Annotated in this window: 23 protein-coding genes; 9 read left to right on the forward strand and 14 right to left on the reverse strand. The window is 71.2% G+C overall.

Annotated features, from left to right (window positions below; genetic code table 11):
* Positions 1-17 precede the first annotated feature (17 nt).
* From AB0C82_RS30535 to ssd, 7 genes are all read right to left on the reverse strand, one after another.
* A complete protein-coding gene (locus tag AB0C82_RS30535) occupies positions 18-395 on the reverse strand; it encodes an Rv3654c family TadE-like protein (protein ID WP_362848223.1) in 378 nt (125 codons plus the stop codon).
* A 164-nt stretch (positions 396-559) separates the two neighbouring features.
* Positions 560-871, reverse strand: a complete 312-nt coding sequence (locus tag AB0C82_RS30540; RefSeq protein ID WP_362848583.1) for a TadE family type IV pilus minor pilin — start codon at positions 869-871, stop codon at positions 560-562.
* Positions 872-953: 82 nt separating this feature from the next.
* Positions 954-1,175, reverse strand: a complete 222-nt coding sequence (locus AB0C82_RS30545) for a DUF4244 domain-containing protein (protein ID WP_362848586.1) — start codon at positions 1,173-1,175, stop codon at positions 954-956.
* 97 nt (positions 1,176-1,272) lie between these two features.
* Positions 1,273-2,028: a type II secretion system F family protein gene (locus AB0C82_RS30550; protein ID WP_362848588.1), complete on the reverse strand. Its 756-nt coding sequence runs from the start codon at positions 2,026-2,028 to the stop codon at positions 1,273-1,275.
* 35 nt (positions 2,029-2,063) lie between these two features.
* Positions 2,064-2,918, reverse strand: coding sequence for a type II secretion system F family protein (locus tag AB0C82_RS30555; RefSeq protein ID WP_362848226.1), 855 nt, complete (start codon positions 2,916-2,918; stop codon positions 2,064-2,066).
* Between the two features lie 5 nt (positions 2,919-2,923).
* Positions 2,924-4,072, reverse strand: a complete 1,149-nt coding sequence (locus AB0C82_RS30560; RefSeq protein WP_362848229.1) for a TadA family conjugal transfer-associated ATPase — start codon at positions 4,070-4,072, stop codon at positions 2,924-2,926.
* Complete coding sequence (gene ssd / locus AB0C82_RS30565; protein ID WP_362848232.1) at positions 4,069-5,205, reverse strand: septum site-determining protein Ssd; 1,137 nt, start codon at positions 5,203-5,205, stop codon at positions 4,069-4,071. Before ssd ends, AB0C82_RS30560 begins: the two co-directional genes overlap by 4 nt.
* A gap of 500 nt (positions 5,206-5,705) precedes the next feature.
* Here ssd and AB0C82_RS30570 point away from each other — a divergent pair, with 500 nt between their 5' ends.
* Positions 5,706-6,545 carry an HAD family hydrolase gene (locus AB0C82_RS30570; protein ID WP_362848235.1) on the forward strand — a complete coding sequence of 280 codons (840 nt, stop codon included), beginning with the start codon at positions 5,706-5,708 and terminating at the stop codon, positions 6,543-6,545.
* A 535-nt stretch (positions 6,546-7,080) separates the two neighbouring features.
* Here AB0C82_RS30570 and AB0C82_RS30575 read toward each other — a convergent pair.
* Entirely contained in the window at positions 7,081-7,905 is an 825-nt protein-coding gene (locus AB0C82_RS30575) for an oxidoreductase (RefSeq protein ID WP_362848238.1), read from the reverse strand.
* 102 nt (positions 7,906-8,007) lie between these two features.
* On the opposite strand from AB0C82_RS30575, the gene AB0C82_RS30580 reads away from it, so the two are divergent.
* Positions 8,008-9,003 (forward strand): ATP-binding protein, encoded by a 996-nt coding sequence (locus tag AB0C82_RS30580; protein WP_362848241.1) that lies wholly within the window; start codon positions 8,008-8,010, stop codon positions 9,001-9,003.
* Between the two features lie 99 nt (positions 9,004-9,102).
* On the opposite strand, the gene AB0C82_RS30585 is transcribed toward AB0C82_RS30580, so the two are convergent.
* Positions 9,103-10,518, reverse strand: a complete 1,416-nt coding sequence (locus AB0C82_RS30585; protein WP_362848244.1) for a hypothetical protein — start codon at positions 10,516-10,518, stop codon at positions 9,103-9,105.
* Between the two features lie 284 nt (positions 10,519-10,802).
* On the opposite strand from AB0C82_RS30585, the gene AB0C82_RS30590 reads away from it, so the two are divergent.
* The 6 genes from AB0C82_RS30590 to AB0C82_RS30615 all read left to right on the forward strand — a co-directional run bounded on the left by AB0C82_RS30590 (position 10,803) and on the right by AB0C82_RS30615 (position 19,124).
* A complete protein-coding gene (locus AB0C82_RS30590) occupies positions 10,803-13,343 on the forward strand; it encodes a SulP family inorganic anion transporter (RefSeq protein ID WP_362848246.1) in 2,541 nt (846 codons plus the stop codon).
* Between the two features lie 305 nt (positions 13,344-13,648).
* Positions 13,649-15,643, forward strand: coding sequence for an acetate--CoA ligase (gene acs / locus AB0C82_RS30595; RefSeq protein WP_362848249.1), 1,995 nt, complete (start codon positions 13,649-13,651; stop codon positions 15,641-15,643).
* A 221-nt stretch (positions 15,644-15,864) separates the two neighbouring features.
* Positions 15,865-17,271: a Na+/H+ antiporter NhaA gene (gene nhaA / locus AB0C82_RS30600; protein ID WP_362848252.1), complete on the forward strand. Its 1,407-nt coding sequence runs from the start codon at positions 15,865-15,867 to the stop codon at positions 17,269-17,271.
* Between the two features lie 39 nt (positions 17,272-17,310).
* A complete protein-coding gene (locus AB0C82_RS30605) occupies positions 17,311-17,841 on the forward strand; it encodes a phage holin family protein (protein ID WP_362848255.1) in 531 nt (176 codons plus the stop codon).
* Positions 17,838-18,815: an alpha/beta hydrolase gene (locus AB0C82_RS30610; protein ID WP_362848258.1), complete on the forward strand. Its 978-nt coding sequence runs from the start codon at positions 17,838-17,840 to the stop codon at positions 18,813-18,815. Before AB0C82_RS30605 ends, AB0C82_RS30610 begins: the two co-directional genes overlap by 4 nt.
* A 105-nt stretch (positions 18,816-18,920) precedes the next feature.
* On the forward strand, positions 18,921-19,124 hold the full coding sequence (locus AB0C82_RS30615; RefSeq protein ID WP_362848261.1) for a hypothetical protein: 204 nt from the start codon (positions 18,921-18,923) through the stop codon (positions 19,122-19,124).
* A 243-nt stretch (positions 19,125-19,367) separates the two neighbouring features.
* Here the strand turns inward: AB0C82_RS30615 and AB0C82_RS30620 are convergent, their stop codons facing one another.
* The 3 genes from AB0C82_RS30620 to nth all read right to left on the reverse strand — a co-directional run bounded on the left by AB0C82_RS30620 (position 19,368) and on the right by nth (position 22,505).
* Entirely contained in the window at positions 19,368-20,567 is a 1,200-nt protein-coding gene (locus AB0C82_RS30620) for a MarP family serine protease (RefSeq protein ID WP_362848264.1), read from the reverse strand.
* Between the two features lie 99 nt (positions 20,568-20,666).
* Positions 20,667-21,386 (reverse strand): CoA pyrophosphatase, encoded by a 720-nt coding sequence (locus AB0C82_RS30625; protein WP_362848591.1) that lies wholly within the window; start codon positions 21,384-21,386, stop codon positions 20,667-20,669.
* Between the two features lie 126 nt (positions 21,387-21,512).
* The gene (nth, locus tag AB0C82_RS30630; RefSeq protein ID WP_362848267.1) at positions 21,513-22,505 is read right to left on the reverse strand and encodes an endonuclease III; all 993 of its coding nucleotides are present in this window, start codon (positions 22,503-22,505) and stop codon (positions 21,513-21,515) included.
* 229 nt (positions 22,506-22,734) lie between these two features.
* Here nth and AB0C82_RS30635 point away from each other — a divergent pair, with 229 nt between their 5' ends.
* Entirely contained in the window at positions 22,735-23,409 is a 675-nt protein-coding gene (locus AB0C82_RS30635) for a Crp/Fnr family transcriptional regulator (RefSeq protein ID WP_014046869.1), read from the forward strand.
* 188 nt (positions 23,410-23,597) lie between these two features.
* Here AB0C82_RS30635 and AB0C82_RS30640 read toward each other — a convergent pair whose 3' ends face one another.
* Positions 23,598-24,428: an MBL fold metallo-hydrolase gene (locus tag AB0C82_RS30640; RefSeq protein ID WP_362848270.1), complete on the reverse strand. Its 831-nt coding sequence runs from the start codon at positions 24,426-24,428 to the stop codon at positions 23,598-23,600.
* Positions 24,425-25,318: an NUDIX hydrolase gene (locus AB0C82_RS30645; protein ID WP_362848273.1), complete on the reverse strand. Its 894-nt coding sequence runs from the start codon at positions 25,316-25,318 to the stop codon at positions 24,425-24,427. Before AB0C82_RS30645 ends, AB0C82_RS30640 begins: the two co-directional genes overlap by 4 nt.
* Between the last annotated feature and the right edge of the window lie 76 nt (positions 25,319-25,394).

Here is a 25,394-nt window from a genome sequence, read left to right on the forward strand (position 1 = left end):
CCCGGCAGCCCTCCCCTTCAGGACCGTCCTCGCGCCGGTGACTGCCCTCCGTCCCGGGGCTCCACCGTTCCTCCAGCCCGTGCCGCGCCCGGCGGCCCCGCGCGGGACCTGATCTCCGGCTCGTACGGACCGAAGCGGGCGCGGGCCGTCACGTCGGCGATCTCCCCCTGTACGGCGCACCGCACCACCACCGCCTGCTGCGCCCTGGCAACCCGGCCGGCCGCCTCACAGGCGACTGCCGGCCCCTGGAAGGCACGGTCGGCCGCAGCGAGTGCCGCCAGGTCCGCCGCGCCACCGGCTCGGTGCCGGGCCGCCACGGCCTGCCCCAGGGCGAGCACCACCGCGAACACCGCGCACAGGGTGGCCGTGGACATCGCCACCCACACCGTCGCCACCCCCCGATCGCCGGCCCGGCATCCCCCTCGCGCCCCGGAACCGCACCCCTTCCCGACGCCGGCCCCCGGCCACAGCCCCCGCCTGCACTTCCCTCTCCGATTCGGCCCCGGCTCCCTCTCCGGATTGCGCCTCGTCCCCGCCTCCCTCTCCTGGCCCGTCCGCGTCACGGCTGCACCCCCACCGTGTCCTCCGCCAGCGCGGCCGCCTCCGCGCTCAGCGTGAGCGTCAAGGGGCCGGGACCCGGTGTCGGCGCTTCGACCCGGACCCGCCACAGTTCCCCGGACCGCTCCACCTCGACCCTCGCCTGTCCGGGCGCCGCCCCTCGCGCCGCGTCCAGCACGGCCGCCGCGGGCTCCGAGCGGGCCGCCGCGCGCGCCCCGGCCCGTGCCGCGTCCACACAACGGATCTGGTCGGCCGCGGCCGCCAGGGCCCAGACCAGAACCACCGCGAAGGCGACAAGGGCGGGAATGACCATCGCCGCCTCCGCCGTCACGGCACCCCGGTCCCGCCCGGGAGGGGCCGGAGCCCGCGCCCGGTTTTTCCGCCCGGTCCCGTCCTCAGAACTTCGCATCGAGCGCGTCCTTGATCAGCGACTGCATCGCCGAGAGCACGGGCCCACTCGTCACGACCTTGTAGAGCACCGCGGCGAACCCGCAGGCCGCGATGGTTCCGACGGCGTACTCGGACGTCGTCATCCCGCGGTCCGACCGTCCGAACCTGCCCAGCCACGCCCTCCTGCCGTTCCACACCCGGCGCACCGAACCCAGCGCCCGCTCCATGAAGTTCTTGCTCATTTCAACCCCCGAAATAGACTTGTCGATTTTTTGATGAGCCGACAGGAGCCGACAGGCGTCACTCGGAACCCGTCGCCCTGTGTCAGTCGGCTGTAAGCAGCCCCGTCGCCAGCCCGATCACCACCGGCGCCACCCCGATCGCCAGGAAGGCGGGCAGAAAGCACAAGCCGACGGGTGCGGTGATCAGTACGCCGGCGCGCTGCGCGCGGGCCACCGCCGCGCTCGACCGTTCGGCCCGCATCGTCTCCGCCAGCCGGGCTACGGGCTCCGCCGCCGGTGCCCCGGTCGTACCCGCCCGGTCCAGACATCGCGCCAGTTGAGCCGCGCCCGGCATCTCCGCGAACCGTCCCCACGCCTCCGCCGGTTCTCCGCCGAGCCGGATCTCCGCCGCAGCCCCGGCCAGCCGGTCACCGACCGGGCCGCCCATGGACTCCCCCACCGCCTCCGCCGCCTCCCTCGGGCCGGCCCCGGCCGTGAGGCAGGCCGCCAGCAGGTCGGCTGCGAGCGGAAGCTGCCCCAGCACCACAGCGGCTTCCGGGCCCGCCCGACTCGCGTCACGCGTCCTCCACGACCGCTGCCGGCGCCATATCCCGTACGCGGCGGCCGCCGCCACCGCCGCACCTGGCATCCCGCCGACGAGAACCCAGCAGACCGCCGCCGCCCCCAAGGGCGCCGCCCACTGCCGCACCCAGGCATCGACGCCCGGCCGCCACCGGCGCCGCTTCCCCACCCCGACCGCCAGCAGCAACGCCCCGCGTCTGCGCACCGCCCTCTCCCGGCGCCGTCCCACGACAGCGGCAGTCACGCACACGGCCGTGCACACCAGCGCCCCGACCAGCCCGAAGCTCTGGACGGCGCTCCCCGCCACCCCGCTCACGCCGCCTCACCCGCCCTGACGATCCGCCGGGCCCACATGAGGCCCGCCGTCTCCAGCAGTCCCCCTGCGGCGAGGCAGGCGAGCCCGCCGGGACTGTGCAGCAACACCCGTAGGGGGTCGGCCCCGAGAGCCGCGCCCAGGCCCAATCCCGCCACCGGCAGAAGCGCCAGCACGACGACCGTCGACCAGGCACCGGCCAACTGGGCCCGCAGCTCCTCCCGTCGGCGCCTGTCGGCCCGTAACGCGACCTCCAGACGGTCGAGTCCGGCCGCCAGCCCCGCCCCGCCGTCCACCGCGACCCGCCAGCACGCCGCCACTCCGGCGAGCCCCTCACGCCCCGGTGCGTCCGCGGCCTGCCGCAGCGCACCGGGCACGTCCCCACCGAACCGCGCGGCGGCCAGCACCGCCGCCTCCGCCCCGCCCAGCGCCTCCGCCGAATCACGGGCCGCGACCAGCAACGCCTGCCCCGGTTCGCGGCCCGCCCGCAGCTCCCCGACCACCGAGCCGCACAGCGCCATCACCGCGTCCGCCGCGCGCTCACGCTCCCTCCCCCGGGACCGTGCGCCCAGCCACCGCCGCACGAGCGGCACCGCCACGGCCCCCGCGAACAGGGGCAGCACCGACTCACCCAGCACGGCGAGCAACACCGCCGTCGGAGCGCACAGCCACTCGCGCCGCTCGCGGAAGAACTCGGGCATCGCCGACCAGTACGCCCTCAGCCGGTTCGGCTCCGGCGCCCCGTCCACGAAGAGCACCCGGGCCCGACGCGGCGCCGTCTCACACCGCACCGCCGTCCAGGCCGCCAGCCCGGCACACAGCGCCGCCGCGTACACCAGAGGTCCCGCCCCCACCGCTGTCACAGCGCACCGCCGATCAAAGAGCTCAGCCGCTGCCAGCCCCGCTCCCGTACGAATCCGTCGACGCCCCAGCGCAACGCGGGCACCGTCACCACCAGCCCCGCCGCGTCCCGCTCCAGGACATGCACCTCGGCGAGCCGCCGCTGTCCGCTCCGGTCCCGCACCAGGTGAACCACCACCGACAGGGCAGCCGCCAACTGGCTGTGCAGAGCCGTCCGGTCGAGGCCCGCCGCCGTCCCCAGCGCTTCGAGGCGGGCCGGCACGTGTTCGGCCGCGTTGGCGTGCACCGTGCCGCAGCCGCCCTCGTGCCCGGTGTTCAGCGCGGCCAGCAGCTCCGTCACCTCGGCCCCGCGCACCTCCCCGACGACCAGACGGTCGGGCCGCATCCGTAACGCCTGTCGCACCAGGTCCCGCAGCGTCACGCGCCCCGCGCCCTCCTGGTTGGCCGGGCGCGACTCCAGGCGCACCACATGAGGATGGTCCGGCCGCAGCTCGGCCGAGTCCTCGGCGAGCACGATCCGCTCCTGCCCGCCGACCGCTCCCAGGAGGCTCGACAACAGCGTGGTCTTCCCGGCTCCCGTACCGCCGCTGATCAGGTACGACACCCTGGCCTCCACCAGGGCCCGCAGGATTCGGTCCCCGCCCGGCGGCACCGTACCGGCCTCGATCAGCTCGGTCAGCGCGAACGCCCGGGGCCGCACGGCGCGCAGGGACAGGCACGTCGATCCGACGGACACCGGAGGCAGGACGGCATGCATCCGGGTCCCGTCCGGAAGCCGCGCGTCCACCCAGGGCCTGGCATCGTCCAGACGCCGTCCGGCAACGGCCGCGAGCCGCTGAGCCAGCCGGCGTACGGCTGCGGCGTCCGCGAAGGTGACCCCGGTCAGTTCGAGCCCGCCTCCCCGGTCCACCCACACCCGGTCCGGCGCGGACACCAGGACATCGGTCACCGCCGGGTCGGCGAGCAGTGGCTCCAGCACCCCGGTGCCGACCAGTTCACCCCGTAACTCCTGGGCCGCGCCCAGGACTTCCGTGTCCCCCAGGAGCCGCCCCTGCGCGCGCAGAGCGGCCGCAACCCCCGCCGGGGTGGGCGCGGCGCCGCTGCGGGCCAGCCGCTGCCGTACGGCGTCGAGCAGAGCCTCCGTCATGACACACCTCCGCCCGGAAGTCCGGCGGGGAGGCTTCCTCCGCCACACGCGCCGGCCTGCTCCCAGAAGGCGTTGCAGAACCGGGCCAGCGGCCCTCGCGCCGCGCTCCCCGGCGGCGCGCCGCCGTCCTGAGCCGCCGGAAGCCCCGCCTCCCAGGGCAGTTCGCCGACGAGCGGAAGCCCGAGCGCCTTGGCCACCCACCGGTCGTCCAGACCCGCCGCGTAGGGACCGCGGGCGACGACCCGCAGGTCCTCCAGGACCATTCCGGCCATCGACGCCACCCGCTGGGCGGCGGCGACCGCCCTCAGTTCGCCAGGCACGACCAGCAGCCCGAGGTCGAGCTGAGCCAGTGCCTCGGCCACGCCTTCGTCGACCCTTCGCGGCAGATCCACGACGACAACGCCACCGAGTCTGCGTGCCGCTGCCAGCACCGCCCGCATGGCCTGCGGCGGGATGACCACCTCGTCGTCACGGCCCCAGCTCAGCACCCGCAGCCCGTGCAGGGCAGGCAGTGCGTCTTCCAGGGCACCCCCGCCCACCCGCCCTCTGGAGTGGGCGAAATCCGGCCACCGCATCCCCTCGGTCCGTTCACCGCCGAGCAGCACGTCGATGCCGCCACCGAGCGGGTCGCCGTCGATCAGCATGGTCCGCCGGCCCAGTCCGGCAGCGGTCACGGCCAGCGCGCAGGCCAGCGTGGATGCGCCGGAGCCGCCCCTCCCGCCCATCACTCCGACGGTGAGCGCGGGGCGGCCCACGCCCTCCGCCGCGTTCGCGATCTGGTCGACGAGCCAGCCCTCCGAATCAGGCAGTCGAAGCACGTATTCGGCCCCGATCTCCACCGCCTGCCGCCAGACGTCCGGCGCGTCCTGGTCCCGCCCTACGAGCATCACGCCGCGCCTGCGGGCGGCTCCACGGCAGCGCGGGGCTGCGTCGTCACCCACCAGAACCATCGGGGCCTGCTCCCAGCCGCCCCTGCGTTCGGGCGGCCCGTGATGAACTTCCGGTTCCGCTCCGGCCGCCGCGCAGAGCCTCAGCAGATCGTCGAGCAGGTCGACGTCCTCGGTCACGATCAGCGGCCCGCCCCGGCGCCCTTCCGAGCTCGGCAGACCTTCTCGTGCGATCGATCGAGCCACGATCTCCGCCCCCTTCTCACTGCCCCTTCAGTACGGCTCGCGGCGATCTCGAAGCGTTCCGAGATGCGCGATTCCGGAACCCATGGACTTCACGGGTGGAATCACCGTGCAGCGCTTCGGAAAAACATGTGGATCTTGCCGCAAAACTGTGGACAACTTCGACGGTGTGAATAACTCCGTAACCCATACCGGCGACTTCCGAGAGCAGCGCTTCCGTAACGCACCGTGACGAGGCAAGCTGAGGGGAGTCCCGCGCAGAGCCGTGCCATAGCGGCCGGAAGGAGGGCGGAGGCTTCGATTTCGGACGGCAGAACCGCGTCCGGACATGCGACGACCCCCGCCGGGGGGGAGAGCGGGGGTCGTCCCCACGGCCGACTCGGGGGGGGAGGAGCCGGACCGGGGTTAGCACGGTCGCGAACGATCCGTGACTTCCATGGTGTACCCGAGCGCCATCTCAGGCAAACCCACACGCCAGATTTTACGCCGAATGGTGGGCCCCTATGCTCAGCGTTGTGGAAAACTGCTTCTCGCCGCGCACAGCAGCCTTCTTTGACCTGGACAAGACGGTCATTGCGAAGTCATCGACGCTGACCTTCAGCAAGTCCTTCTACCAAGGCGGACTGATCAACCGCCGTGCCGTACTGCGCACCGCGTACGCCCAGTTCGTCTTCCTCGCGGGAGGCGCCGATCACGATCAGATGGAGGGGATGCGTGAATATCTCTCCGCGCTCTGCAAGGGGTGGAACGTCGAGTTGGTCAAGGAGATCGTCGCCGAGACCCTCCACGATCTGATCGACCCGATCATCTACGACGAGGCCGCGACCCTCATCGAGGAGCACCACACCGCCGGACGCGATGTGGTCATCGTGTCCACGTCGGGCGCCGAGGTGGTCGAACCGATCGGCGAGCTGCTGGGCGCCGACCGGGTGGTCGCCACCAGGATGGTCGTCGGCGACGACGGCTGCTTCACCGGCGAGGTCGAGTACTACGCCTACGGGCCGACGAAAGCGGAAGCGATCAAGGAGCTCGCCGTCTCGGAGGGGTACGACCTTTCGCGCTGCTACGCCTACAGCGACTCCGCGACCGATGTGCCGATGCTGGAGTCGGTCGGCCACCCGCACGCGGTCAATCCGGACCGTGCGCTGCGGCGCGAGGCGACCCTCCGGGAGTGGCCGATTCTCGTCTTCAACCGGCCGGTCAGGCTCAAGCAGCGACTGTCCGCCTTCTCGATGCCCCCGCGCCCCGCACTTGTGGCAGCGGCGGCCGTGGGAGCGGCAGCCGTCACAGCGGGGCTCGTCTGGTACGCCAGCCGCCGCCGCGCAGCCGTGCTCGCCGGCTGACGTCTCGCCACGCCTGCCCCACCCGTCCTACTCGCCCGACCCGTCCGCCCGGCTCGTCCTCGTTTGAACCAAAAGGTAAAGAAGTCGGGCCACCACTTTCCCTTCCCCCGTCGGGGGAGTACAAAGGAGTCAACGGCCCGCGAGACCAGGGACATCCGAGAGGATCACCCTTCACGCAAGTCGGCCCCACGGACCGCGCATGAAAGCCGAGCACCCACGCGACGTCGACCCGTCGATTACGGGCCAGCCGCACCAGGGAACGGGCGAAGTACCCGACCTGATGGGCACTATCCGAGGACGCTTGGTAACTCGGCGGACATGCCAGCGGCGGTACCGGTTCCGGTACCGCCGCAACCCTTTTGAGGGACTACTCACAGCCGGGGCCACGAGCCACCGCCACAGAGCCGCGAACGCTCGACACGGCCCCCGGCCTCACCTGCGACCAGGGCCTCAGCCGTGAGAGAGGCCGACCGGCCGTCAGCACCTCACACGGCGCCTCGCTTCAGCACCTCACATGCCGTCTCGCTTCAGCGCCTCACGCGGCGCCGCGCTGCAGTGCCTCGCAGACGGCTGTCGACTCCCGCACGCCCAGCTCCACCGCGCGTCCGCAGTGCGCGATCCAGGCCGCCATACCCTCAGGCGTTCCTGTCAGGTAGCCCTCGAAGGCCGCCACGTACGCCGCGCGCCCCTGCTCCGCATGGCCCACCTCGGCCGGGCAGATCGACTTCGGGTCGAGGCCACTGCCGATCAGCACGATCCGCTCGGCGGTCCGCGCGACCAGTCCGTTGCGGGAGCTGAAGGGGCGCAGGGCCAGCAGCTCACCGTGCACGACCGCCGCCGACACCAGGGCCGGTGCCGAGCTGCCCGCGATGATCAGCTGCGAGAGCCCTTCCAGCCGGCCCGCGACCTCATCGGCGTCCGGCACCGGGGCCTCGATCAGCGGCTCGTCGACGGCCTCTCCCGCGAGGCGCGGCCTCCCGACCGTGTCATCGGGAGAGGCGCCACCCGCCGCCACCAGGTGCAGACGCGCCAGGACCCGTAGGGGTGACTGCCGCCAGATGGAGAGCAGTTGGCCCGCTTCGGCGGTCAGCCGCAGAGCCGCGCCGATCGTGCGGGCCTCGTCGTCACCTCTGAAGTCGGTGCGCCGCCGCACCTCCTCCAGATTCCAGTCGGCGCCCGAGAGCGCCGCGGAGCCACGGGCGCCGCGCAGGGCCGCCTCCGCGGTGACCTCGTTGCTCCGGCGCCGCATGACGCGGTGACCGTAAACCCGGTCCACGGCCTTGCGTACGGAGTCCACGGCATCGGTCACACCGGGCAGGGCGGCCAGCGTGGCAAGCGGATCTGAGGGAGTCGTACTCATAGGTAGCGAGGCTACGCGCCCCCTACACCCTTACCGCCTTGGAGTGGTCTTCTTCACGAAGTGTGACAGCACACAGCGATCGCCACACTACCCTAGGTGAACATGAAGATCGCTTTCGTGGGGAAGGGCGGCAGCGGCAAGACGACGCTGTCCTCGCTCTTCATCCGCCACCTCGCCGCCAACGAAGCCCATGTCGTCGCGATCGACGCCGACATCAACCAGCACCTCGGAGCCGCGCTCGGCCTCGACGAGGAGGAGGCCGCCGCCCTGCCCGCCATGGGCGCGCAGCTCCCCCTCATCAAGGACTACCTGCGCGGCAGCAACCCCCGGATCGCCTCCGCCGAGACGATGATCAAGACGACACCGCCGGGCGAGGGTTCACGACTCCTGCGCGTCAGCGAGGACAACCCGGTCTACGACGCCTGCGCGCGGACGGTCCGGCTCGACGACGGGGAGATCCGGCTCATGGCCACCGGGCCGTTCACCGAGTCCGACCTGGGTGTGGCCTGCTACCACTCCAAGGTCGGGGCCGTGGAGCTGTGCCTCAACCATCTGGTCGACGGTCCCGACGAGTACGTGGTGGTGGACATGACCGCCGGCTCGGACTCGTTCGCCTCGGGAATGTTCACCCGCTTCGACATGACGTTCCTGGTCGCGGAGCCGACCCGGAAGGGTGTCTCGGTCTACCGCCAGTACAAGGAGTACGCACGGGACTTCGGCGTGACCCTGAGAGTGGTCGGCAACAAGGTCCAGTGCCAGGACGATCTGGACTTCCTCAGGGCCGAGGTGGGCGACGACCTGCTGGTGGGCGTCGGCCACTCCGACTGGGTGCGCTCGATGGAGAAGGGCCGCCCCTCCCGGTTCGAGCTGCTGGAGGCGGACAACCGGATGGCTCTTCAGGCCCTGCAGAACGCCGCGGAGGATTCGTACGCGCTCCGCGACTGGGAGCGCTACACGCGTCAGATGGTCCACTTCCACCTGAAGAACGCGGAGAGCTGGGGCAACGCGAAGACGGGCGCCGACCTGGCCGCGCAGGTCGACCCCGCCTTCGTACTCGACGAGCGGTGCGTGCAGGCGGGCGTCGCCCAGCCCGCGTAACGGCGGCCGGACCCGCCCGCCGGCCGGTGGGGTGGGCGGCATCCGGGGCGTTGCCGTCCGGGATGCCGCCCACCCTCACCGTTCGGGCAGCTGAAGCGGTCAGCCGGTGGACCGCTCGGCCCCGTCACGCGTGGCATCGGTGTGCGCGGCCCGCTTGGCGTCGGCGGGCTCGGCGTCGGCGGGCTGGGCCTTCACCGACCCGCCCTTCACCGACCCGTCTTCCGCGCGCCCGGCCTTTGCGGGCTTCGCTGCCTGCTCGCCGGCCGGCTCACCCGGGGAGACCGGGCCGAGGAAGGTGGCCCAGGGCTCCTTGGGGGCCTCGCCGACGCCGAGCGTGCCGAGCTTGGCGAGCGTCGCCGGGTCCTGTGCGTCGAGCCAGTCGGCGAGCTGCTTGAAGGACACGCAGCGCACGCCCTCCTTGGGGCAGACGGTCTCGATCGTCTCCTCGATGGCGCGCATGTACGTGCCGCCGTTCCAGGACTCGAAGTGGTTGCCGATGATCAGCGGCGCCCGGTTGCCGCTGTACGAACGGTCGAACGCCTGGATCAGGCCGTCGCGCATCTGGTTGCCCCAGTACGCGTGCTTGGCGGGATCACCCTTGGTCGTGCCGGACTGGTTGAACATGAAGTTGTAGTCCATCGAGAGCGTCTCGAAGGCACGGCCGGGTACGGGGACCAGCTGGAGCGGCAGGTCCCAGACTCCGCCCTTCTTCTTGGGCCAGACCTGGTTGCCGACACCGCTGGAGTCGTAGCGGAAGCCCATCGTCCGGGCCGCGGCGACCATGTTCTCCTGCCCTTCCAGGCAGGGGGTGCGGCCGCCGACGAGCTCCTTCTCGTAGTCGAAGGGCAGCGGTGCCTCGCCCTTGAGGGCCGGGGCGTTGGACTTCCAGCTCTGCACGAAGGCCTTCGCCTGGCGGATCTCGCTCTTCCACTCCTCGACGGACCAGGTGCCGACCCCGCCGTCCTTGCCGCAGAAGTGGCCGTTGAAGTGGGTGCCGATCTCGTTGCCGTCCTGCCAGGCGGCGCGCAGTTCGGTGAGGGTGTCGCGGATGCCCTTGGTGTCGTTGAAGCCGATGTCGGAGCGGCCCGGGGCGTGCTGGGGCGGGTTGTAGAGGTGCCGCTTCTCCTCCGGCAGCAGGTACACGCCACTGAGGAAGTACGTCATGGTCGCGTTGTGCTTCTTGGCCACGCCGCGGAAGTGCGAGAACAGCCGCTGGCTGTCCTCGCCCGCGCCGTCCCACGAGAACACGACGAACTGCGGGGGCTTCTCACCAGGTGCCAGACGCTTTGCCGCGGGAAGCTTCGGCTGCGCCCCGGTGAACGCGGTCGAGCCGTCGCCGATGAGCTGGATCTTGCTCTTGGGGGCTGCGGCCGGAGCCTCTTCCTTCGGGCCGTTGGCCCCCTTCTCGGCACCGGCTGCCCCCGGCCCCGTACTTGAGCCGGCGCAACCCGCCAGGCCCGCGACCAGTGCCGTCGCCATGACACCCATGACGATCCTCTTCGTGGCGGCCATCATCCGCCCACCCTCTTCCTTGCAGGTTATTTGCGTCGAAGTGCCGACACGGCGCGGCCAACGTCGCACGCAAGCGGCGCGAACCAGTACGACAGGCCGAATGAAAAGATGCATATTCACCTGATTGGGTGGACCAAAGGACCATTTGCCCTAGATCATGGACACCTCTCTTTACTCTGCATTACGATTCGTTTACTGAGAGTTGAGAAATCCCGCCGCTGCACGCCGTGACCCACGGCCGCGTCCCCCACGTTCCGCGACCGCGCTGCCCCGGAGGAGACGGGAACATGTCTTCATGCGCCCCCGCCCGTAGTGACCACTCATCCCGCGACTCGCGCCCTTCCCCCGCGTCGGGAATCAAGCGCCCGCACAGCCCGCCACCGCCACCCGGCGGACGCCGCTTCCGCATCGCCGGCGCGGATCTGTCCGCGTCGATCACCGTCTTCCTCATCGCTGTCCCCATGTCGCTCGGCCTCGCCGTCGCCATGGACGCCCCGCTCCAGGCCGGTCTGGTCTCCGCGGCCATCGGCGGCATCGTCGCCGGACTGCTCGGCGGCACCCCTCTTCAGGTCAGCGGACCCTCCGCCGGACTGACCGTCGTCACCGCCGAGTTGATCCAGGTCTACGGCTGGCGCACCACCTGCGCGATCACCGTCGGCGCCGGACTTCTGCAGATCCTGCTGGGCTCCCTGAGAGCGGCACGCAGCGCACTCGCCGTCAGCCCCGCCATCGTTCACGGCACCCTTGCCGGGATCGGTGTGGCCATCGCCCTGGCCCAGCTGCACATCGTGCTCGGCGGCTCACCCCAGAGTTCCGTCATCGACAACGCCCTGGCCCTGCCAGCCCAGTTGGAGAGAATCAGCCCGGCCGCCCCGCTGATCGGCTCGCTGACCATCGCCGTCCTGGTGCTGTGGCCGCGCCTCCCGGGGAGGGCCGGCCAGATGGTGCGCAGGGTGCCCGCCGCGCTTGCCGCCGTGGCGATCGCGACCGCGGCCGCCGCCCTCGCGACTCCGGGAATCACCCGGGTCGACCTGCCGTCCTGGCGCTCGCACGCCCTGCCGGAGATGCCGCAGGGCCCCGTTCTCGCGCTGGCCACCGCGGTGTTCACCGTCATGCTCGTGGCCAGCCTGGAGTCACTGCTCGCGGCGGTCGCCGTGGACAAGATGGCGGCAGACCGCACGGCCGGCCGCTCCGGCGGCAAACCGTCCGGGCACGAGCCGGTCGGTCGCTCCGACCTCGACCGCGAACTGCGCGGTCAGGGCGTCGCCAACTCGCTGGCCGGGCTCCTCGGCGGCCTGCCCATCTCCGGCGGTGCGGTGCGCAGTTCGGCGAACGTACGGGCCGGCGCGACCGGCCGCGCGGCCACCGTGCTGCACGGCCTCTGGGTGCTGCTGGCCGCCGCCCTGCTCGTCACGGTGCTCGAATGGATTCCGCTGGCCGCGCTCGCCGCCCTGGTCATGATGGTCGGCATCCAGATGGTGAGCTTCGCCCACATCCGTAACGTCCACAAGCACCGCGAATTCCTGGTGTACGGGGCGACGATCACCGGCGTCGTCCTCTTCGGCGTACTCAAGGGCGTGGCCCTCGGTGTCGCCGTGGCGGTGGCCGTCGCACTGCACCGGCTGGCCCGCACCCGGATCACGGTGACGGAGCAGGACGGACGCCACCTGGTGACCGTTCGCGGCCAGTTGACGTTCCTGGCGGTGCCGCGACTCAGCAGGATGCTTGGCCAGCTCCCCCACGGGGTCGACGCGATCGTCGAGCTGGACGGCTTCTTCATGGATCACGCGGCGTTCGAGACGATCCAGGACTGGCGCAGTGCCCAGCTCGCCCAGGGCGGCCATGTCGTCTTCACCGGCAGGTCGGGCAGCCGGGTCGCCGAGCCCGCCGCGGCGGAGCACTCCTGCTGCCGCCCCTGGACCCCCTGGCGCAATCACCACTGCCACGACCGGTCCGAGCACGCCACCGCGACCCGCGCCGGGTTCACCGCGAAGGACGCCACAGGACGCGGCGCGTCCAAGCCCTGGGGGGTCGACGACACGGGGGCAGGCGCGGCAGCGGGCACGGACCCACGGGGCTCGACGGCAGGTGGTGCTCCACGGCCGGCCGGAGCGCACCGGCTGCTCAACGGCCTCAGTTCGTTCCAGCGCAATACGGCTCCTCTGGTGCGCGAGGAGCTGGCCAGGCTGGCCGCCGAGGGCCAGCGGCCCTCCCAGCTCTTCATCACCTGCGCCGACTCCCGGCTGGTCACCAGCATGATCACGTCGAGCGGCCCGGGCGACCTCTTCACCGTGCGCAACGTGGGCAACCTCGTTCCGCCGCCGGACACGGAGACCACAGAGAGCGGCGACGACTCGGTGGCCGCCGCCATCGAGTACGCGGTCGATGTGCTGAGGGTCGGGTCCATCACCGTCTGCGGGCATTCCGGCTGCGGCGCCATGCAGGCACTGCTCGGCGCCGAGGCGCGCACCCCTCGCACGCCGCTGTGGCGCTGGCTGCGGCATGGCCTGCCGAGCCTGGAGCGGATGGCATCGCGCCACCACTCCTGGGCCCGGATCTCCGGACGGCTCCCCACCGACGCGGTGGAGCAGCTCTGCCTCACCAATGTGGTCCAGCAGTTGGACCATCTGCGGGCGCACGAATCGGTGGCGCGCCGGCTGGCGGACGGCACGCTGGAGCTGCACGGCATGTACTTCCACGTGGGCGAGGCCCAGGCGTACCTGCTGTCCGAGGGGGCCAGTGCGGGTACGGGGCACGACGAGGTCTTCGACCGGGTCGGCCCCGGCGTCGACCTCAGCACCGCCCTCGACGCCGGGGCACCCGCCTGAGGGAATGGCGCGCCGTCCGCGACCGGCCGCGCGGCGCGCCCTTCGGCACACCTGACGGGACGACACGCCGCCCAGCCGGTCCGACGGGACGACATGCCCGCAGGGCGGACCGGGGCGGCGCGCCCGTCCCGACCCGCGCGCCTTCCTGAACCGCACGCCCGCCCGGTCCGTGAGACCTTGTGGTCCCGCTTCCGCGACGCACCCGACTGCTCGCGGAAGCGGGGTCTGTGGCCCCATACACGAGAACACAGGTCTAAACCAATTCCCGGCAGACACTTGTCACCCGGCCTTTGGCCTGATGAGCTATGCCCCGGGACACAACGGACACCCTGGGACTGGGAGAAGTCGTGAGCAACGAAAGCCTCGCCAACCTGCTTCGGGAAGAGCGGAAGTTCGCTCCGCCTGCCGAGCTGGCCGCCGACGCCAACGTCACAGCGGAGGCGTACGAGCGGGCCGAGGCGGACCGGCTGGGCTTCTGGGCCGAGCAGGCCCGCCGCCTGAGCTGGGACACGGAGCCGACCGAGACGCTCGACTGGAGCAACCCGCCCTTCGCGAAGTGGTTCGCGGACGGCAAGCTGAACGTCGCGTACAACTGCGTGGACCGCCACGTCGAGGCGGGCAACGGAGACCGCGTCGCCATCCACTTCGAGGGCGAGCCCGGCGACACCCGCGCCCTCACCTACGCGGAGCTCAAGGACGAGGTCTCCCGCGCCGCCAACGCACTCACCGAACTCGGTGTCGTCGCGGGCGACCGGGTCGCCGTCTATCTGCCGATGATCCCCGAGGCCGCCGTCGCGATGCTGGCCTGCGCCCGCATCGGCGCCGCGCACTCGGTGGTCTTCGGAGGCTTCTCCGCCGACGCCATCGCCGCCCGCATCCAGGACGCGGACGCCAAGGTCGTCATCACCGCCGACGGCGGATACCGCCGAGGCAAGCCCTCCGCGCTCAAGCCCGCGGTCGACGACGCCGTCGCCCGTATCCCTTCCGTCGAGCACGTCCTCGTCGTGCGGCGCACCGGCCAGGACACGGCGTGGACCGAGGGCCGCGACGTGTGGTGGCACGAGATCACCGCCCGGCAGTCGGCCGAGCACACCCCCGAGGCGTTCGAGGCGGAGCATCCGCTGTTCATCCTCTACACCTCGGGTACGACGGGTAAGCCGAAGGGCATCCTGCACACGTCGGGCGGCTACCTCACCCAGGCGGCCTACACCCACCACGCGGTCTTCGACCTCAAGCCGGCGACCGATGTCTACTGGTGCACCGCCGACATCGGCTGGGTCACCGGGCACTCGTACATCGTCTACGGCCCGCTGGCCAACGGCGCCACCCAGGTCATGTACGAGGGCACTCCCGACACCCCTCACCAGGGGCGCTTCTGGGAGATCGTGCAGAAGTACGGCGTCACCATCCTCTACACCGCGCCGACGGCGATCCGTACGTTCATGAAGTGGGGTGACGACATCCCCGCCAAGTTCGACCTGTCGTCGCTGCGCGTACTGGGTTCGGTCGGTGAGCCGATCAACCCCGAGGCGTGGATGTGGTACCGCAAGCACATCGGCGCCGACAAGTGCCCCATCGTGGACACCTGGTGGCAGACCGAGACCGGCGCGATGATGATCTCGCCGCTGCCCGGGGTGACGGCGACCAAGCCCGGTTCGGCGCAGCGCGCGCTGCCCGGCATCTCCGCCACGGTCGTCGACGACGAGGCCCGGGAGGTCCCGGACGGCGGAGGCGGCTACCTCGTCCTCACCGAGCCGTGGCCCTCCATGCTCCGCACCATCTGGGGCGACGACCAGCGCTTCCTGGACACCTACTGGGCGCGCTTCGAAGGCAAGTACTTCGCGGGCGACGGCGCCAAGAAGGACGAGGACGGCGACATCTGGCTGCTGGGCCGGGTCGACGACGTCATGCTCGTCTCCGGGCACAACATCTCCACCACCGAGGTCGAGTCCGCCCTCGTGTCGCACCCGGCCGTCGCCGAGGCCGCCGTGGTCGGCGCAGCCGACGAGACGACCGGCCAGGCCATCGTGGCCTTCGTGATACTGCGGGGCACGGCCACCACCTCCGCCGAACTGGTGGCGGAACTGCGCAACCACGTCGGGACCACGCTCGGCCCGATCGCCAAGCCCAAGCGGGTCCTGCCGGTCGCCGAGCTGCCCAAGACCCGCTCCGGCAAGATCATGCGCCGCCTGCTGCGCGACGTCGCCGAGAACCGGGAGGTCGGTGACGTCACCACACTGGCCGACTCGACCGTGATGGACCTGATCACGACGCAGCTGCCGTCCTCCTCCGAGGACTGACAGCCGCTGGCGGAGAGCACGGGCGACGAGGGGCATCCGGCGACGAGCCGGGTGCCCCTCGGGCGTTTAGCCTGAAGATCGTTCGATACGGCTCCGAGCGCCCGGGTACAGTGAGGCTTCGTCAACAACGCAATAAGAAATCTCCAACAGGTGCGCCGGGAAGTCTGGTCGGCAAGTGCTTCAGCCATGCCCGCTGCCGTACCGACCCGGAGGTCTCCACCGTGGCCGCGCCCACTCCCACCCCGCCTTCCCCCCGTCGTACCGTCCTCGGCCGCCTTTCCCTGCCCGAGCGGAACTACGTCGCCGAAGCCCTGCGCACCGAGACGGTCGGCGGCGTCATCCTGCTGGCAGCTGCCGTCGCCGCGCTGATCTGGGCGAATACCTTCGGGAAGAATTACGAGTCGGTCAGTCAGTTCCACTTCGGGCCCGAGGCACTGGGGCTGAACCTCTCCGTGACCCACTGGGCAGCCGACGGCCTGCTCGCCATCTTCTTCTTCGTCGCGGGCGTCGAGCTCAAGCGTGAACTGGTCGCGGGTGAACTGAAGGATCCCAAGGCCGCCGCACTCCCGGTGATCGCCGCGCTCTGCGGAATGGCGGTCCCCGCCCTCGTCTACGCCCTGACCGTGTTCGTCGGCGACGGCTCCATGACCGGCTGGGCGGTCCCCACCGCCACCGACATCGCCTTCGCGCTCGCCGTCCTCGCGGTCATCGGCACCTCACTGCCCGCCGCACTGCGCGCGTTCCTGCTCACCCTCGCCGTGGTCGACGACCTCTTCGCGATCCTGATCATCGCGGTCTTCTTCACCGACAGCATCGACTTCCTGGCGCTCGGCGGCGCGGCGGTCGGCCTGGTCGTCTTCTACTTCCTGCTGCGTGCCGGGATCAAGGGCTGGTACGTCTACGTACCGCTGGCCCTGGTCATCTGGGGGCTGATGTACAACAGCGGCGTCCACGCGACCATCGCCGGTGTCGCCATGGGCCTGATGCTGCGCTGCACGGTGCGTGAGGGCGAGGCGCACTCCCCGGGTGAGCACATCGAGCACCTGGTGCGCCCGCTGTCCGCCGGTTTCGCGGTCCCGCTGTTCGCACTGTTCTCCGCCGGAGTCTCCCTCCAGGGCAACGCGCTCGCCGGCGTCTTCACCCGGCCCGAAACGCTCGGCGTCGTCCTCGGGCTCGTCGTCGGCAAGACCGTCGGCATCTTCGGCGGCACCTGGCTCGCCGCCCGCTTCACCAAGGCGGAGCTCAACAAGGACCTGGCCTGGGCGGATCTCCTCGCCGTCGCGTCGCTCGCCGGTATCGGCTTCACCGTTTCCCTGCTCATCGGGGAGCTCGCGTTCGAGGGCGACGGCGAGATGGTCAACGAGATCAAGGCCGCAGTGCTCATCGGTTCCCTGATTGCGGCCGTACTCTCCGGTGTACTGCTCAAACTGCGGGTACGTCGATACAAGGCCCTTTACGACGCCGAGGAGCTCGACGAGGACCAGGACGGTGTCCCGGACGTCTACGAGCAGGACAACCCGGAGTACCACCTCCGGATGGCCGCGATCCTCGAAAGGAAGGCCGCCGAGCACCGGCGGCTGGCCCGAGCGGCGGGGGCAACGAGCAGTGAGACGGACAGTCCGGCATGATCTGACACCGGATGTGTTGAAGAGGAGAGGGAGTCAGGGATGAGCGACCCCGGCAACTACGCGGGCAACGGCGACCGCAGTCTCGGACAGCTGGTCGCTTCGGCGACGGCCGAGATGTCGGCACTGGTGCACGACGAGATCGCGCTGGCCAAGGCAGAACTCCGGCAGGACGTGAAGCGTGGCGCGGTGGGGGGTGTCGCCGGCGCCATCATGGGAGTGCTGTTCCTGGCCTCCATCCCCATGTTCAGCTTCGCTCTCGCCTACTGGATCCACAGTTCGGGCCTCGGGCTCGCCTGGTGCTTCCTGATCGTCGGTGGCGCGTACATCGTGCTCGGCGCGCTCTTCGCGCTGCTCGCGAAGGTCAAGTTCGGCCAGCTCAAGCCGCCGGAGAGGTCCATCGCCTCGGCCAAGCAGACCGCGGCCGTCCTCCAGGGCGTCAAGCCCCACCCCCGCCGCGAACCCCTGCCCGGAACGGCCGTCACGTCGGGTGGCAGCACCCTGGCGGACAAGGCCATCGAAAGCGCCCCGGTCCAGGACAAGGCATCCGCTGTGGCACGCTCGTCCACATGACGCCCCCCGATTTCCGTGCGTCCGGTCCGGCAGCGAGCCCCCTGGGCCCGGCCGGTCCCGGCAGTCCCGTACGCCTCGACGGCCCATGGACCCACCGGGACGTGGCCGCCAACGGTGCGCGCTTCCACATCGCCGAGCTCGGCGACGGCCCCCTGGTACTCCTGCTCCACGGCTTCCCGCAGTTCTGGTGGACGTGGCGCCATCAGATGACCGCACTGGCCGACGCCGGCTTCCGGGCCGTGGCCATGGACCTGCGGGGGGTCGGCGGCAGCGACCGCACGCCCCGGGGGTACGACCCGGCCAACCTGGCCCTCGACGTCACCGGCGTGATCCGCTCGCTCGGCGAGCCGGACGCCGCGCTGGTCGGCCACGACCTCGGCGGCTACCTCGCCTGGACCGCCGCCGTGATGCGGCCGAAGCTGGTCCGACGGCTCGTGGTCTCCTCGATGCCGCACCCGCGCCGCTGGCGGTCCGCGATGCTCTCCGACTTCTCGCAGTCCCGGGCCGGTTCGTACGTCTGGGGCTTCCAGCGGCCGTGGCTGCCGGAGCGCGGACTCGTCGCGGACGACGCGGCCCTCGTGGGCCGGCTGATCACGGAATGGTCGGGGCCCGGCACCCCGGACTTCCCCGACAACGGGGCGCTGGACGTCTACCGGCGCGCGATGACGATCCCGTCGACGGCCCACTGCTCGATCGAGCCGTACCGCTGGATGGTGCGGTCCATGGCTCGTCCGGACGGTGTGCAGTTCAACCGGCGGATGAAGCGGCCGGTGCGCGTACCGACGCTGCACCTGCACGGTTCACTCGATCCGGCGATCCGGACGCGGAGCTCCGCGGGCTCCGGCGAGTACGTGGAGGCGCCGTACCGTTGGCGACTTTTCGACGGTCTGGGGCACTTCCCCCACGAGGAGGATCCGGTGGGGTTCTCGACCGAACTCATCAACTGGCTCAAGGATCCCGAGCCCGACCGCTAGCCCGGGCGCACGCGTGTGCGACGAACAGCCAATTGCCTGCCGCATAGGCCAATTGGCTGACTCCCGCACGATTACCGACCTTGGGTGCCGGGCAGACGTCGAAGTATGGGCTGGACGCACGACTTCGGTGACGCAGCACGCAACCGCCGCTCGACCGCAACGGTCGGTCCGAGCACTCATGAGGGGGGCGGCCCACAGGGCCGGGTGCACGAAGTGCATGATTTTCATGATCCCCAGCTTGGAATCCCGCGCATTCTCCGCCGCCGGGCCCGCTGGGTCTCGGCGCGGCTGCGTCATCCGCGTGGATGACGTGGTCACCTTTCCGCCGACCTGACCGCAGTCCCCTCCAGGGCCTCTCGGAAGAGAGGCCCTGGAGGGCTGTCCGGCGGGTCTGCCGACGAATCCGCCGGGGCTGATCTGTCCGGCGGATCTCCGGCGGATCCGGCCTGATCCCGGCCGGAGGCGCCGGACCGTGACGTCAGCGCCGTAGGTCAGAGCCGTGGGTCGGAGCCGTATGTCAGGGCCGTATGTCACGGCCCTGACGGGTAGTGCCTAAAGGGCGCAGCTCTGACTGTCGACCTGCTGGTTCGCGGTACGGCCGATCTCGATGTCCCGCTGGATCTCGTCGGCCGACAGCGCGTAGCCGGTGTCCGGGTCGTCGAGGGACTTGGCGAACACCACTCCGTACACCCTTCCGTCCGGAGTGAGCAGCGGGCCACCGGAGTTGCCCTGCCGCACGGTCGTGTAGAGCGAGTACACGTCGCGGCGGACGGTGCCCCGGTGGTAGATGTCCGGGCCGTCGGCGTCGATGCGCCCGCGCACCCGCGCGGAGCGTACGTCGTAGTCGCCGCCGCCCGGGAAGCCCGCGACGATCGCGCCGTCGCCGGTCTCCGCGTCGCGGTCACTGAAGCGCAGGGGCTTGGCCCGGAGGTCCGGCACGTCCAGTACGGCGATGTCGCGCTCCCAGTCGTAGAGGACGACCTTCGCGTCGTACAGCCGTCCCTGGCCGCCGATCTGCACGGTCGGCTCGTCGACTCCGCCGACGACATGGGCGTTGGTCATGACACGGCGCTCGGCGAAGACGAAGCCGGTGCCTTCGAGGAGCTTGCCGCAGCCGGGAGCCATGCCCTCGACCTTGACGATGGACTTCATGGCATCGGCGGCGACGGGGCTGCCCGCGAGTGCCGGGTCCGGGGCCTGGACCTCGGTGATGGTCTCGTTGGCGAACGGGCTGAAGACCTGGGGGAAGCCGTTCTGGGCCAGCACGGATGAGAAGTCCGTGAACCACGTGGACGCCTGATCCGGCATCACACGCGAGACGCCCAGGAGGACCTTGGAACTGCGGACCTCCTTGCCGAGCGTGGGCAGCGACGTCCCGGCCAGGGCGGAGCCGATCAGCCAGGCGACCAGGAGCATCGCCACGACGTTGACCAGGGAACCGCCGGTGGCGTCCACGGCGCGGGCCGGCGACCACGTGATGTGCCGGCGGAGTCTGTTGCCCAGGTGTGTGGTGAACGCCTGGCCCGCCGACGCGCACACGATCACGATGATGACCGCGACGACGGCGGCCGTGGAGGAGACCTCGGATCCGTCGGTCACCTGGTCCCATATGAACGGCAGCAGGTACACGGCGACGAGTCCGCCGCCCAGGAAACCGATCACCGACAGGATGCCGACGACGAAGCCCTGGCGGTAGCCGATGACCGCGAACCACACGGCGCCGACCAGCAGCAGGATGTCCAGCACGTTCACCGTCTCTAGCCTCGCAGAATCGTCACCTGGCCCGTCGTCCGTCCGACGGGATCCGGGCCGGGCCAAAGCAGCGCAGCACGGGATGGAGCAGTCAGCCTGTCATGGGCGCCAGTCGAGCGGCACCTGTCTGGTCGCGTCCCATGGGCGTTCCCAGCCTGCGAAGTGCAGGATCCGGTCGATCACACCGGCTGTGAATCCCCAGACGAGGGCGGATTCGACCAGGAAGGACGGGCCCGGATGACCGCTGGGATGCAGGGTGGTCACCCGGTTGGCCGGATCCGTGAGATCCGCCACGGGGACGGTGAACACCCGGGCGGTCTCGGCCGGGTCCACGACTCCGACCGGACTCGGCGCCCGCCACCAGCCGAGGACCGGTGTGACGACGAAGTCGCTCACCGGGATGTACAGCCGGGGCAGCACGCCGAAGATCTGGACGCCCCGCGGATCGAGGCCCGTCTCCTCCTCGGCCTCCCGCAGAGCGGCCCTGAGCGGCCCCGTGGTCGCCGGGTCGCCGTCCTGCGGGTCCAGCGCGCCGCCGGGGAAGGACGGCTGGCCCGCGTGGGAGCGCAGGGATGTGGAGCGCTCCATGAGGAGCAGCTCCGGGCCGCGTTCGCCCTCGCCGAAGAGGATCAGCACGGCGGACTGGCGGCCCCCACCGCTCTCGGGCGGCAGGAAGCGGCTGAGCTGCCGGGCCCCGACGGTCTCCGCCGCGCGGACCACCGGGCCGAGCCACCCGGGCAGGCCCTCCGTGGTCACAGGGACCCCGTCCCCGTGGGACCCGCCGGAACCGTCCTCGGCGGGCACGCCGGACGACGGCATCGGAGCGGACCTCATGCTCTGTGCGTGCGTCATATGCACCCCCTCCGTTCCACAACGCCTGTCATCGGCCATTTCGTTCCGGGGCCATTCCGCTCGGTCCAGTACGGCTCGGGCAGTGCCCGTCCCTCATTCGGCCCCGAGGGGCGGTGCCGGTTTGCCCGGGTAGTCGGGCGGAGGGCTGAGGCGCTGACCCGGGTAGCCGCCCAGCTCGTACTTCAGGAGCTTCCTCGCCTTCTCCGGGTCCGTCTCGCCCTCCCCGTACGCGGGGCAGAGCGGGGCGATGGCGCAGGCGCCGCAGGCGGGCTTACGGGAGTGGCAGACGCGGCGGCCGTGGAAGACGACCCGGTGCGAGAGCATCGTCCACTCGCTCTTCGGGAAGATCGCGGCCACGTCGGCCTCGACCTTCTCGGGGTCCTCCTGGTCGGTCCACTTCCACCGGCGGACCAGCCGGCCGAAGTGGGTGTCCACCGTGATGCCCGGGACCCCGAACGCGTTGCCCAGGACGACGTTGGCCGTCTTGCGGCCGACCCCGGGCAGCGTGACGAGATCGGCGAGACGGCCGGGGACCTCGCCGCCGAAGTTGTCCCGGATGGCGGTCGAAAGGCCTATCAGCGACTTCGTCTTGGCCCGGAAGAAGCCGGTCGGCCGAATCAGCTCCTCCAGCTTCTCCGGGACGGCCGCCGCCATGTCCTCGGGCGTCGGGTAGGCGGCGAACAGGGCGGGAGTCGTCTGGTTGACCCGCAGGTCCGTGGTCTGCGCCGAGAGCACCGTGGCGACGAGGAGCTCGAACGGGTTCCGGAAGTCCAGCTCGGGATGGGCGTACGGGTAGACCTCGGCGAGCTCGCGGTTGATCCGGCGGGCACGGCGCACCATCGCGAGGTGCGATTCCGGTTTCGGCGTCTTCGGCGGCTTGATCGCCTTCACCGCCTTCCCGGCCTTCGACGCGCCGGCCGCGTCAGCCCGGTTCGCTGGTTCTTCCGCCTTCGTCGTCTTCACAGCCTTCGTCTTCGCAGCCTTCGCCGCGGGATTCACCGCGGCGGCCTCATCCGGGCGTTTTGTGGCATTTCGGGGACGGTGCGCGAGCCGTTCGCCCACAGCGGAACCAGGGTCTTCCGACACCCCATCAGCCCCCTCGACCTGCGCTCTCACCGGCATTCTGGACACCCGGCCAGCCTAGGGCCAGGCACTGACATCCGCCCCGGTCACTGCGCATACGCGCCCAATCGGCCCCCTGCCGTACGGTCGGGCACTCCCGTGCGTCAAACTGGTTTGTGATTGATCGCACTGTTTTACCGTCCGGCATCATGGGGACCACGGTTCCCTGAACAGGCCGACAAGGAGAGAACTCGTGGACGACGTTCTGCGGCGCGCCCCGCTTTTCGCGGCGCTCGATGATGAGCAGGCCGCGGAGCTCCGCGCCTCGATGAGTGAGGTGACCCTCGCGCGCGGTGACGCGCTGTTCCACGAGGGCGACCCGGGCGACCGCCTGTACGTGGTCACCGAGGGCAAGGTGAAGCTCCACCGCACCTCCCCCGACGGGCGCGAGAACATGCTGGCCGTCCTCGGTCCCGGCGAGCTCATCGGAGAGCTGTCGCTCTTCGATCCGGGCCCCCGTACGGCGACCGCGACGGCACTCACCGAGGTCAAGCTGCTCGGCCTCGGCCACGGCGACCTCCAGCCCTGGCTGAACGCACGCCCCGAGGTGGCCACCGCGCTCCTGCGCGCTGTCGCCAGGCGGCTGCGCAAGACGAACGACCAGATGTCCGACCTGGTCTTCTCCGATGTGCCGGGCCGTGTCGCCCGTGCGCTCCTCGACCTGTCGCGCCGTTTCGGCGTGCAGTCGGAGGAGGGCATCCACGTCGTGCACGACCTGACCCAGGAAGAGCTGGCCCAGCTGGTCGGCGCTTCCCGCGAGACGGTCAACAAGGCACTCGCGGACTTCGCCGGGCGCGGCTGGCTGCGCCTGGAGGCGCGCGCGGTGATCCTGCTGGACGTGGAGCGGCTGGCGAAGCGCTCCCGCTGACCCCTGCGACAGCGTGGTCCCTTCGTCACAGGGACCCCTGTGACACCGATCCCGTGACACCGCGCGAGGGCCCCGCCGACGGCGGGGCCCTCGCGCGTTCCCGGCACGCCCGGGGACCCGTTCGGATCAGCCCGGCAGCAGCGGGACGTGAGACCTCGGATCAGCCCGGAGCAGCGGGACGGGAGACCTCAGATCAGCCCGTGCTCGGTCAGGTACTCCAGCTGTGCCCGGACCGACAGTTCCGCCGCCGGCCACAGCGAGCGGTCCACGTCCGCGTAGACGTGGGCCACGACGTCCGACGGCGCCTTGTGGCCGGACTCCACCGCCGTCTCCACCTGGGCCAGGCGGTGCGCCCGGTGCGCGAGATAGAACTCCAGTGCCCCCTGCGCGTCCTCCAGGACCGGACCGTGCCCCGGCAGGACCGTGTGCACCCCGTCGTCGACCGTCAGTGAGCGAAGCCGCCGCAGCGAGTCGAGGTAGTCACCCAGCCGCCCGTCCGGGTGCGCCACCATCGACGTACCGCGCCCCAGCACCGTGTCGCCGGTGAGCACGGCCCTGTCCGCCGGCAGGTGGAACGAGAGCGAGTCCGCGGTGTGCCCGGGGGTGGGGACGACCCGGAGTTCGAGGCCGCCGGTGGTGATCACGTCGCCCGCGCCGAGTCCTTCGTCGCCCAGGCGCAGCGCGGCGTCCAGGGCGCGCACCTTCGTGCGGGTCAGTTCGGCGAAGCGTGCCGCGCCCTCGGCGTGGTCGGGGTGTCCGTGGGTGAGCAGGGTGAGCGCGATACGCCGTCCGGCCCGCGCGGCGGTGTCGATCACCGCCTGCAGGTGGCTCTCGTCCAGGGGTCCCGGGTCGATGACGACGGCCAGGTCGGAACCGGGCTCGGCCACGATCCAGGTGTTCGTACCGTCCAGCGTCATCGCCGAGGGGTTCGGGGCGAGGACGTTGACCGTGCGGGCGGTGGCCGGGCCGGAGAGGACTCCGCCCCGCGGCTGCCCTGGGAGTGCCGCCGCGTCACTCATGCGCCCTCGCCTCCCGCGCCCCCGGTGGGGATGTGTTTGGTGAACTCATCGTGCCCCGGCCAGCTCAGCACCAGCTCTTCCCCGTCCAGGCGGGCCTGTGCGAGCACGGGAGTGAGGTCCTGGGCGTCTGCCGCCTTCAGGGCCTCCGCGGCCGTCCCGTACGGCCTGAGCGCCCTCAGCGTGGACACGGTGGGCGGCATCATCAGCAGTTCGCCCCTGTCGTAACCGTCCGCAGCCTCGCCGGGGGTGATCCACACCGTCCTGTCGGCCTCGGTGGACGCGTTGCGGGTGCGCTGGCCCTCGGGAAGCGCGGCGACGAAGAACCAGGTGTCGTAGCGGCGCGGTTCGAACTCCGGGGTGATCCAGCGCGCCCACGCGCCGAGCAGGTCGGAGCGCAGCAGCAGACCCCGCCGGTCCAGGAACTCGGCGAAGGACAGCTCCCGGGCGACGAGCGCCTCACGGTCCGCCTCCCAGTCCGCGCCCGTCGTGTCGCTGACGACCGTCCCGGGCGTGGGCCCCGCCAGGAGGACGCCGGCCTCCTCGTACGTCTCGCGGACCGCCGCACAGACGATGGCCTGCGCCTCGGTGACCGTCGCGACGCCGAGGCGCGCGGCCCAGCGCTCCAGCGAAGGACCGGCCCAGCCGACCAGGTGGTCGTCGTCGCGCGGATCGACACCGCCACCCGGATAGGCGTACGCGCCTCCGGCGAACGCCATGGAGGTCCGGCGGCGCAGCATGTGCACCGCCGGGGCGCCGCCGATGTCCGCGGCGGGGTCCCGGAGCAGCATCACGGTGGCGGCCCGCCTGGGGGTCGCGGCCGTCAGCTCGCCTGCGGCGAGGGCCCGGATCCGGTCGGGCCATTCCGGTGGGTACCACTGACCATTGGACATGGCCGGAGGCTATCCGGAACCGCCACGATGTTCGAGGCCCCGGGTGGTCCGTACGTGCCCCGTACACGGACGATCC

It is taken from the genome of Streptomyces sp. NPDC048560 (assembly GCF_040650955.1).
GTDB lineage: Bacteria > Actinomycetota > Actinomycetes > Streptomycetales > Streptomycetaceae > Streptomyces.

What these genes read in the sequence shown, in the direction of transcription:
- AB0C82_RS30615 (WP_362848261.1), top strand. Translation starts at nt 18,921, where the DNA reads ATGGGCTGGACGCACGACTTCGGTGACGCAGCACGCAACCGCCGCTCG.
- AB0C82_RS30610 (WP_362848258.1), top strand. Translation starts at nt 17,838, where the DNA reads ATGACGCCCCCCGATTTCCGTGCGTCCGGTCCGGCAGCGAGCCCCCTG.
- AB0C82_RS30545 (WP_362848586.1), bottom strand. Translation starts at nt 1,175, where the DNA reads ATGGAGCGGGCGCTGGGTTCGGTGCGCCGGGTGTGGAACGGCAGGAGG.
- AB0C82_RS30570 (WP_362848235.1), top strand. Translation starts at nt 5,706, where the DNA reads ATGCTCAGCGTTGTGGAAAACTGCTTCTCGCCGCGCACAGCAGCCTTC.
- AB0C82_RS30580 (WP_362848241.1), top strand. Translation starts at nt 8,008, where the DNA reads ATGAAGATCGCTTTCGTGGGGAAGGGCGGCAGCGGCAAGACGACGCTG.
- AB0C82_RS30640 (WP_362848270.1), bottom strand. Translation starts at nt 24,428, where the DNA reads ATGAGTGACGCGGCGGCACTCCCAGGGCAGCCGCGGGGCGGAGTCCTC.
- AB0C82_RS30605 (WP_362848255.1), top strand. Translation starts at nt 17,311, where the DNA reads ATGAGCGACCCCGGCAACTACGCGGGCAACGGCGACCGCAGTCTCGGA.
- AB0C82_RS30585 (WP_362848244.1), bottom strand. Translation starts at nt 10,518, where the DNA reads ATGATGGCCGCCACGAAGAGGATCGTCATGGGTGTCATGGCGACGGCA.
- AB0C82_RS30540 (WP_362848583.1), bottom strand. Translation starts at nt 871, where the DNA reads ATGGTCATTCCCGCCCTTGTCGCCTTCGCGGTGGTTCTGGTCTGGGCC.
- acs (WP_362848249.1), top strand. Translation starts at nt 13,649, where the DNA reads ATGCCCCGGGACACAACGGACACCCTGGGACTGGGAGAAGTCGTGAGC.
- AB0C82_RS30590 (WP_362848246.1), top strand. Translation starts at nt 10,803, where the DNA reads ATGTCTTCATGCGCCCCCGCCCGTAGTGACCACTCATCCCGCGACTCG.
- AB0C82_RS30560 (WP_362848229.1), bottom strand. Translation starts at nt 4,072, where the DNA reads ATGACGGAGGCTCTGCTCGACGCCGTACGGCAGCGGCTGGCCCGCAGC.
- AB0C82_RS30575 (WP_362848238.1), bottom strand. Translation starts at nt 7,905, where the DNA reads ATGAGTACGACTCCCTCAGATCCGCTTGCCACGCTGGCCGCCCTGCCC.
- AB0C82_RS30625 (WP_362848591.1), bottom strand. Translation starts at nt 21,386, where the DNA reads ATGCCGTCGTCCGGCGTGCCCGCCGAGGACGGTTCCGGCGGGTCCCAC.
- AB0C82_RS30645 (WP_362848273.1), bottom strand. Translation starts at nt 25,318, where the DNA reads ATGTCCAATGGTCAGTGGTACCCACCGGAATGGCCCGACCGGATCCGG.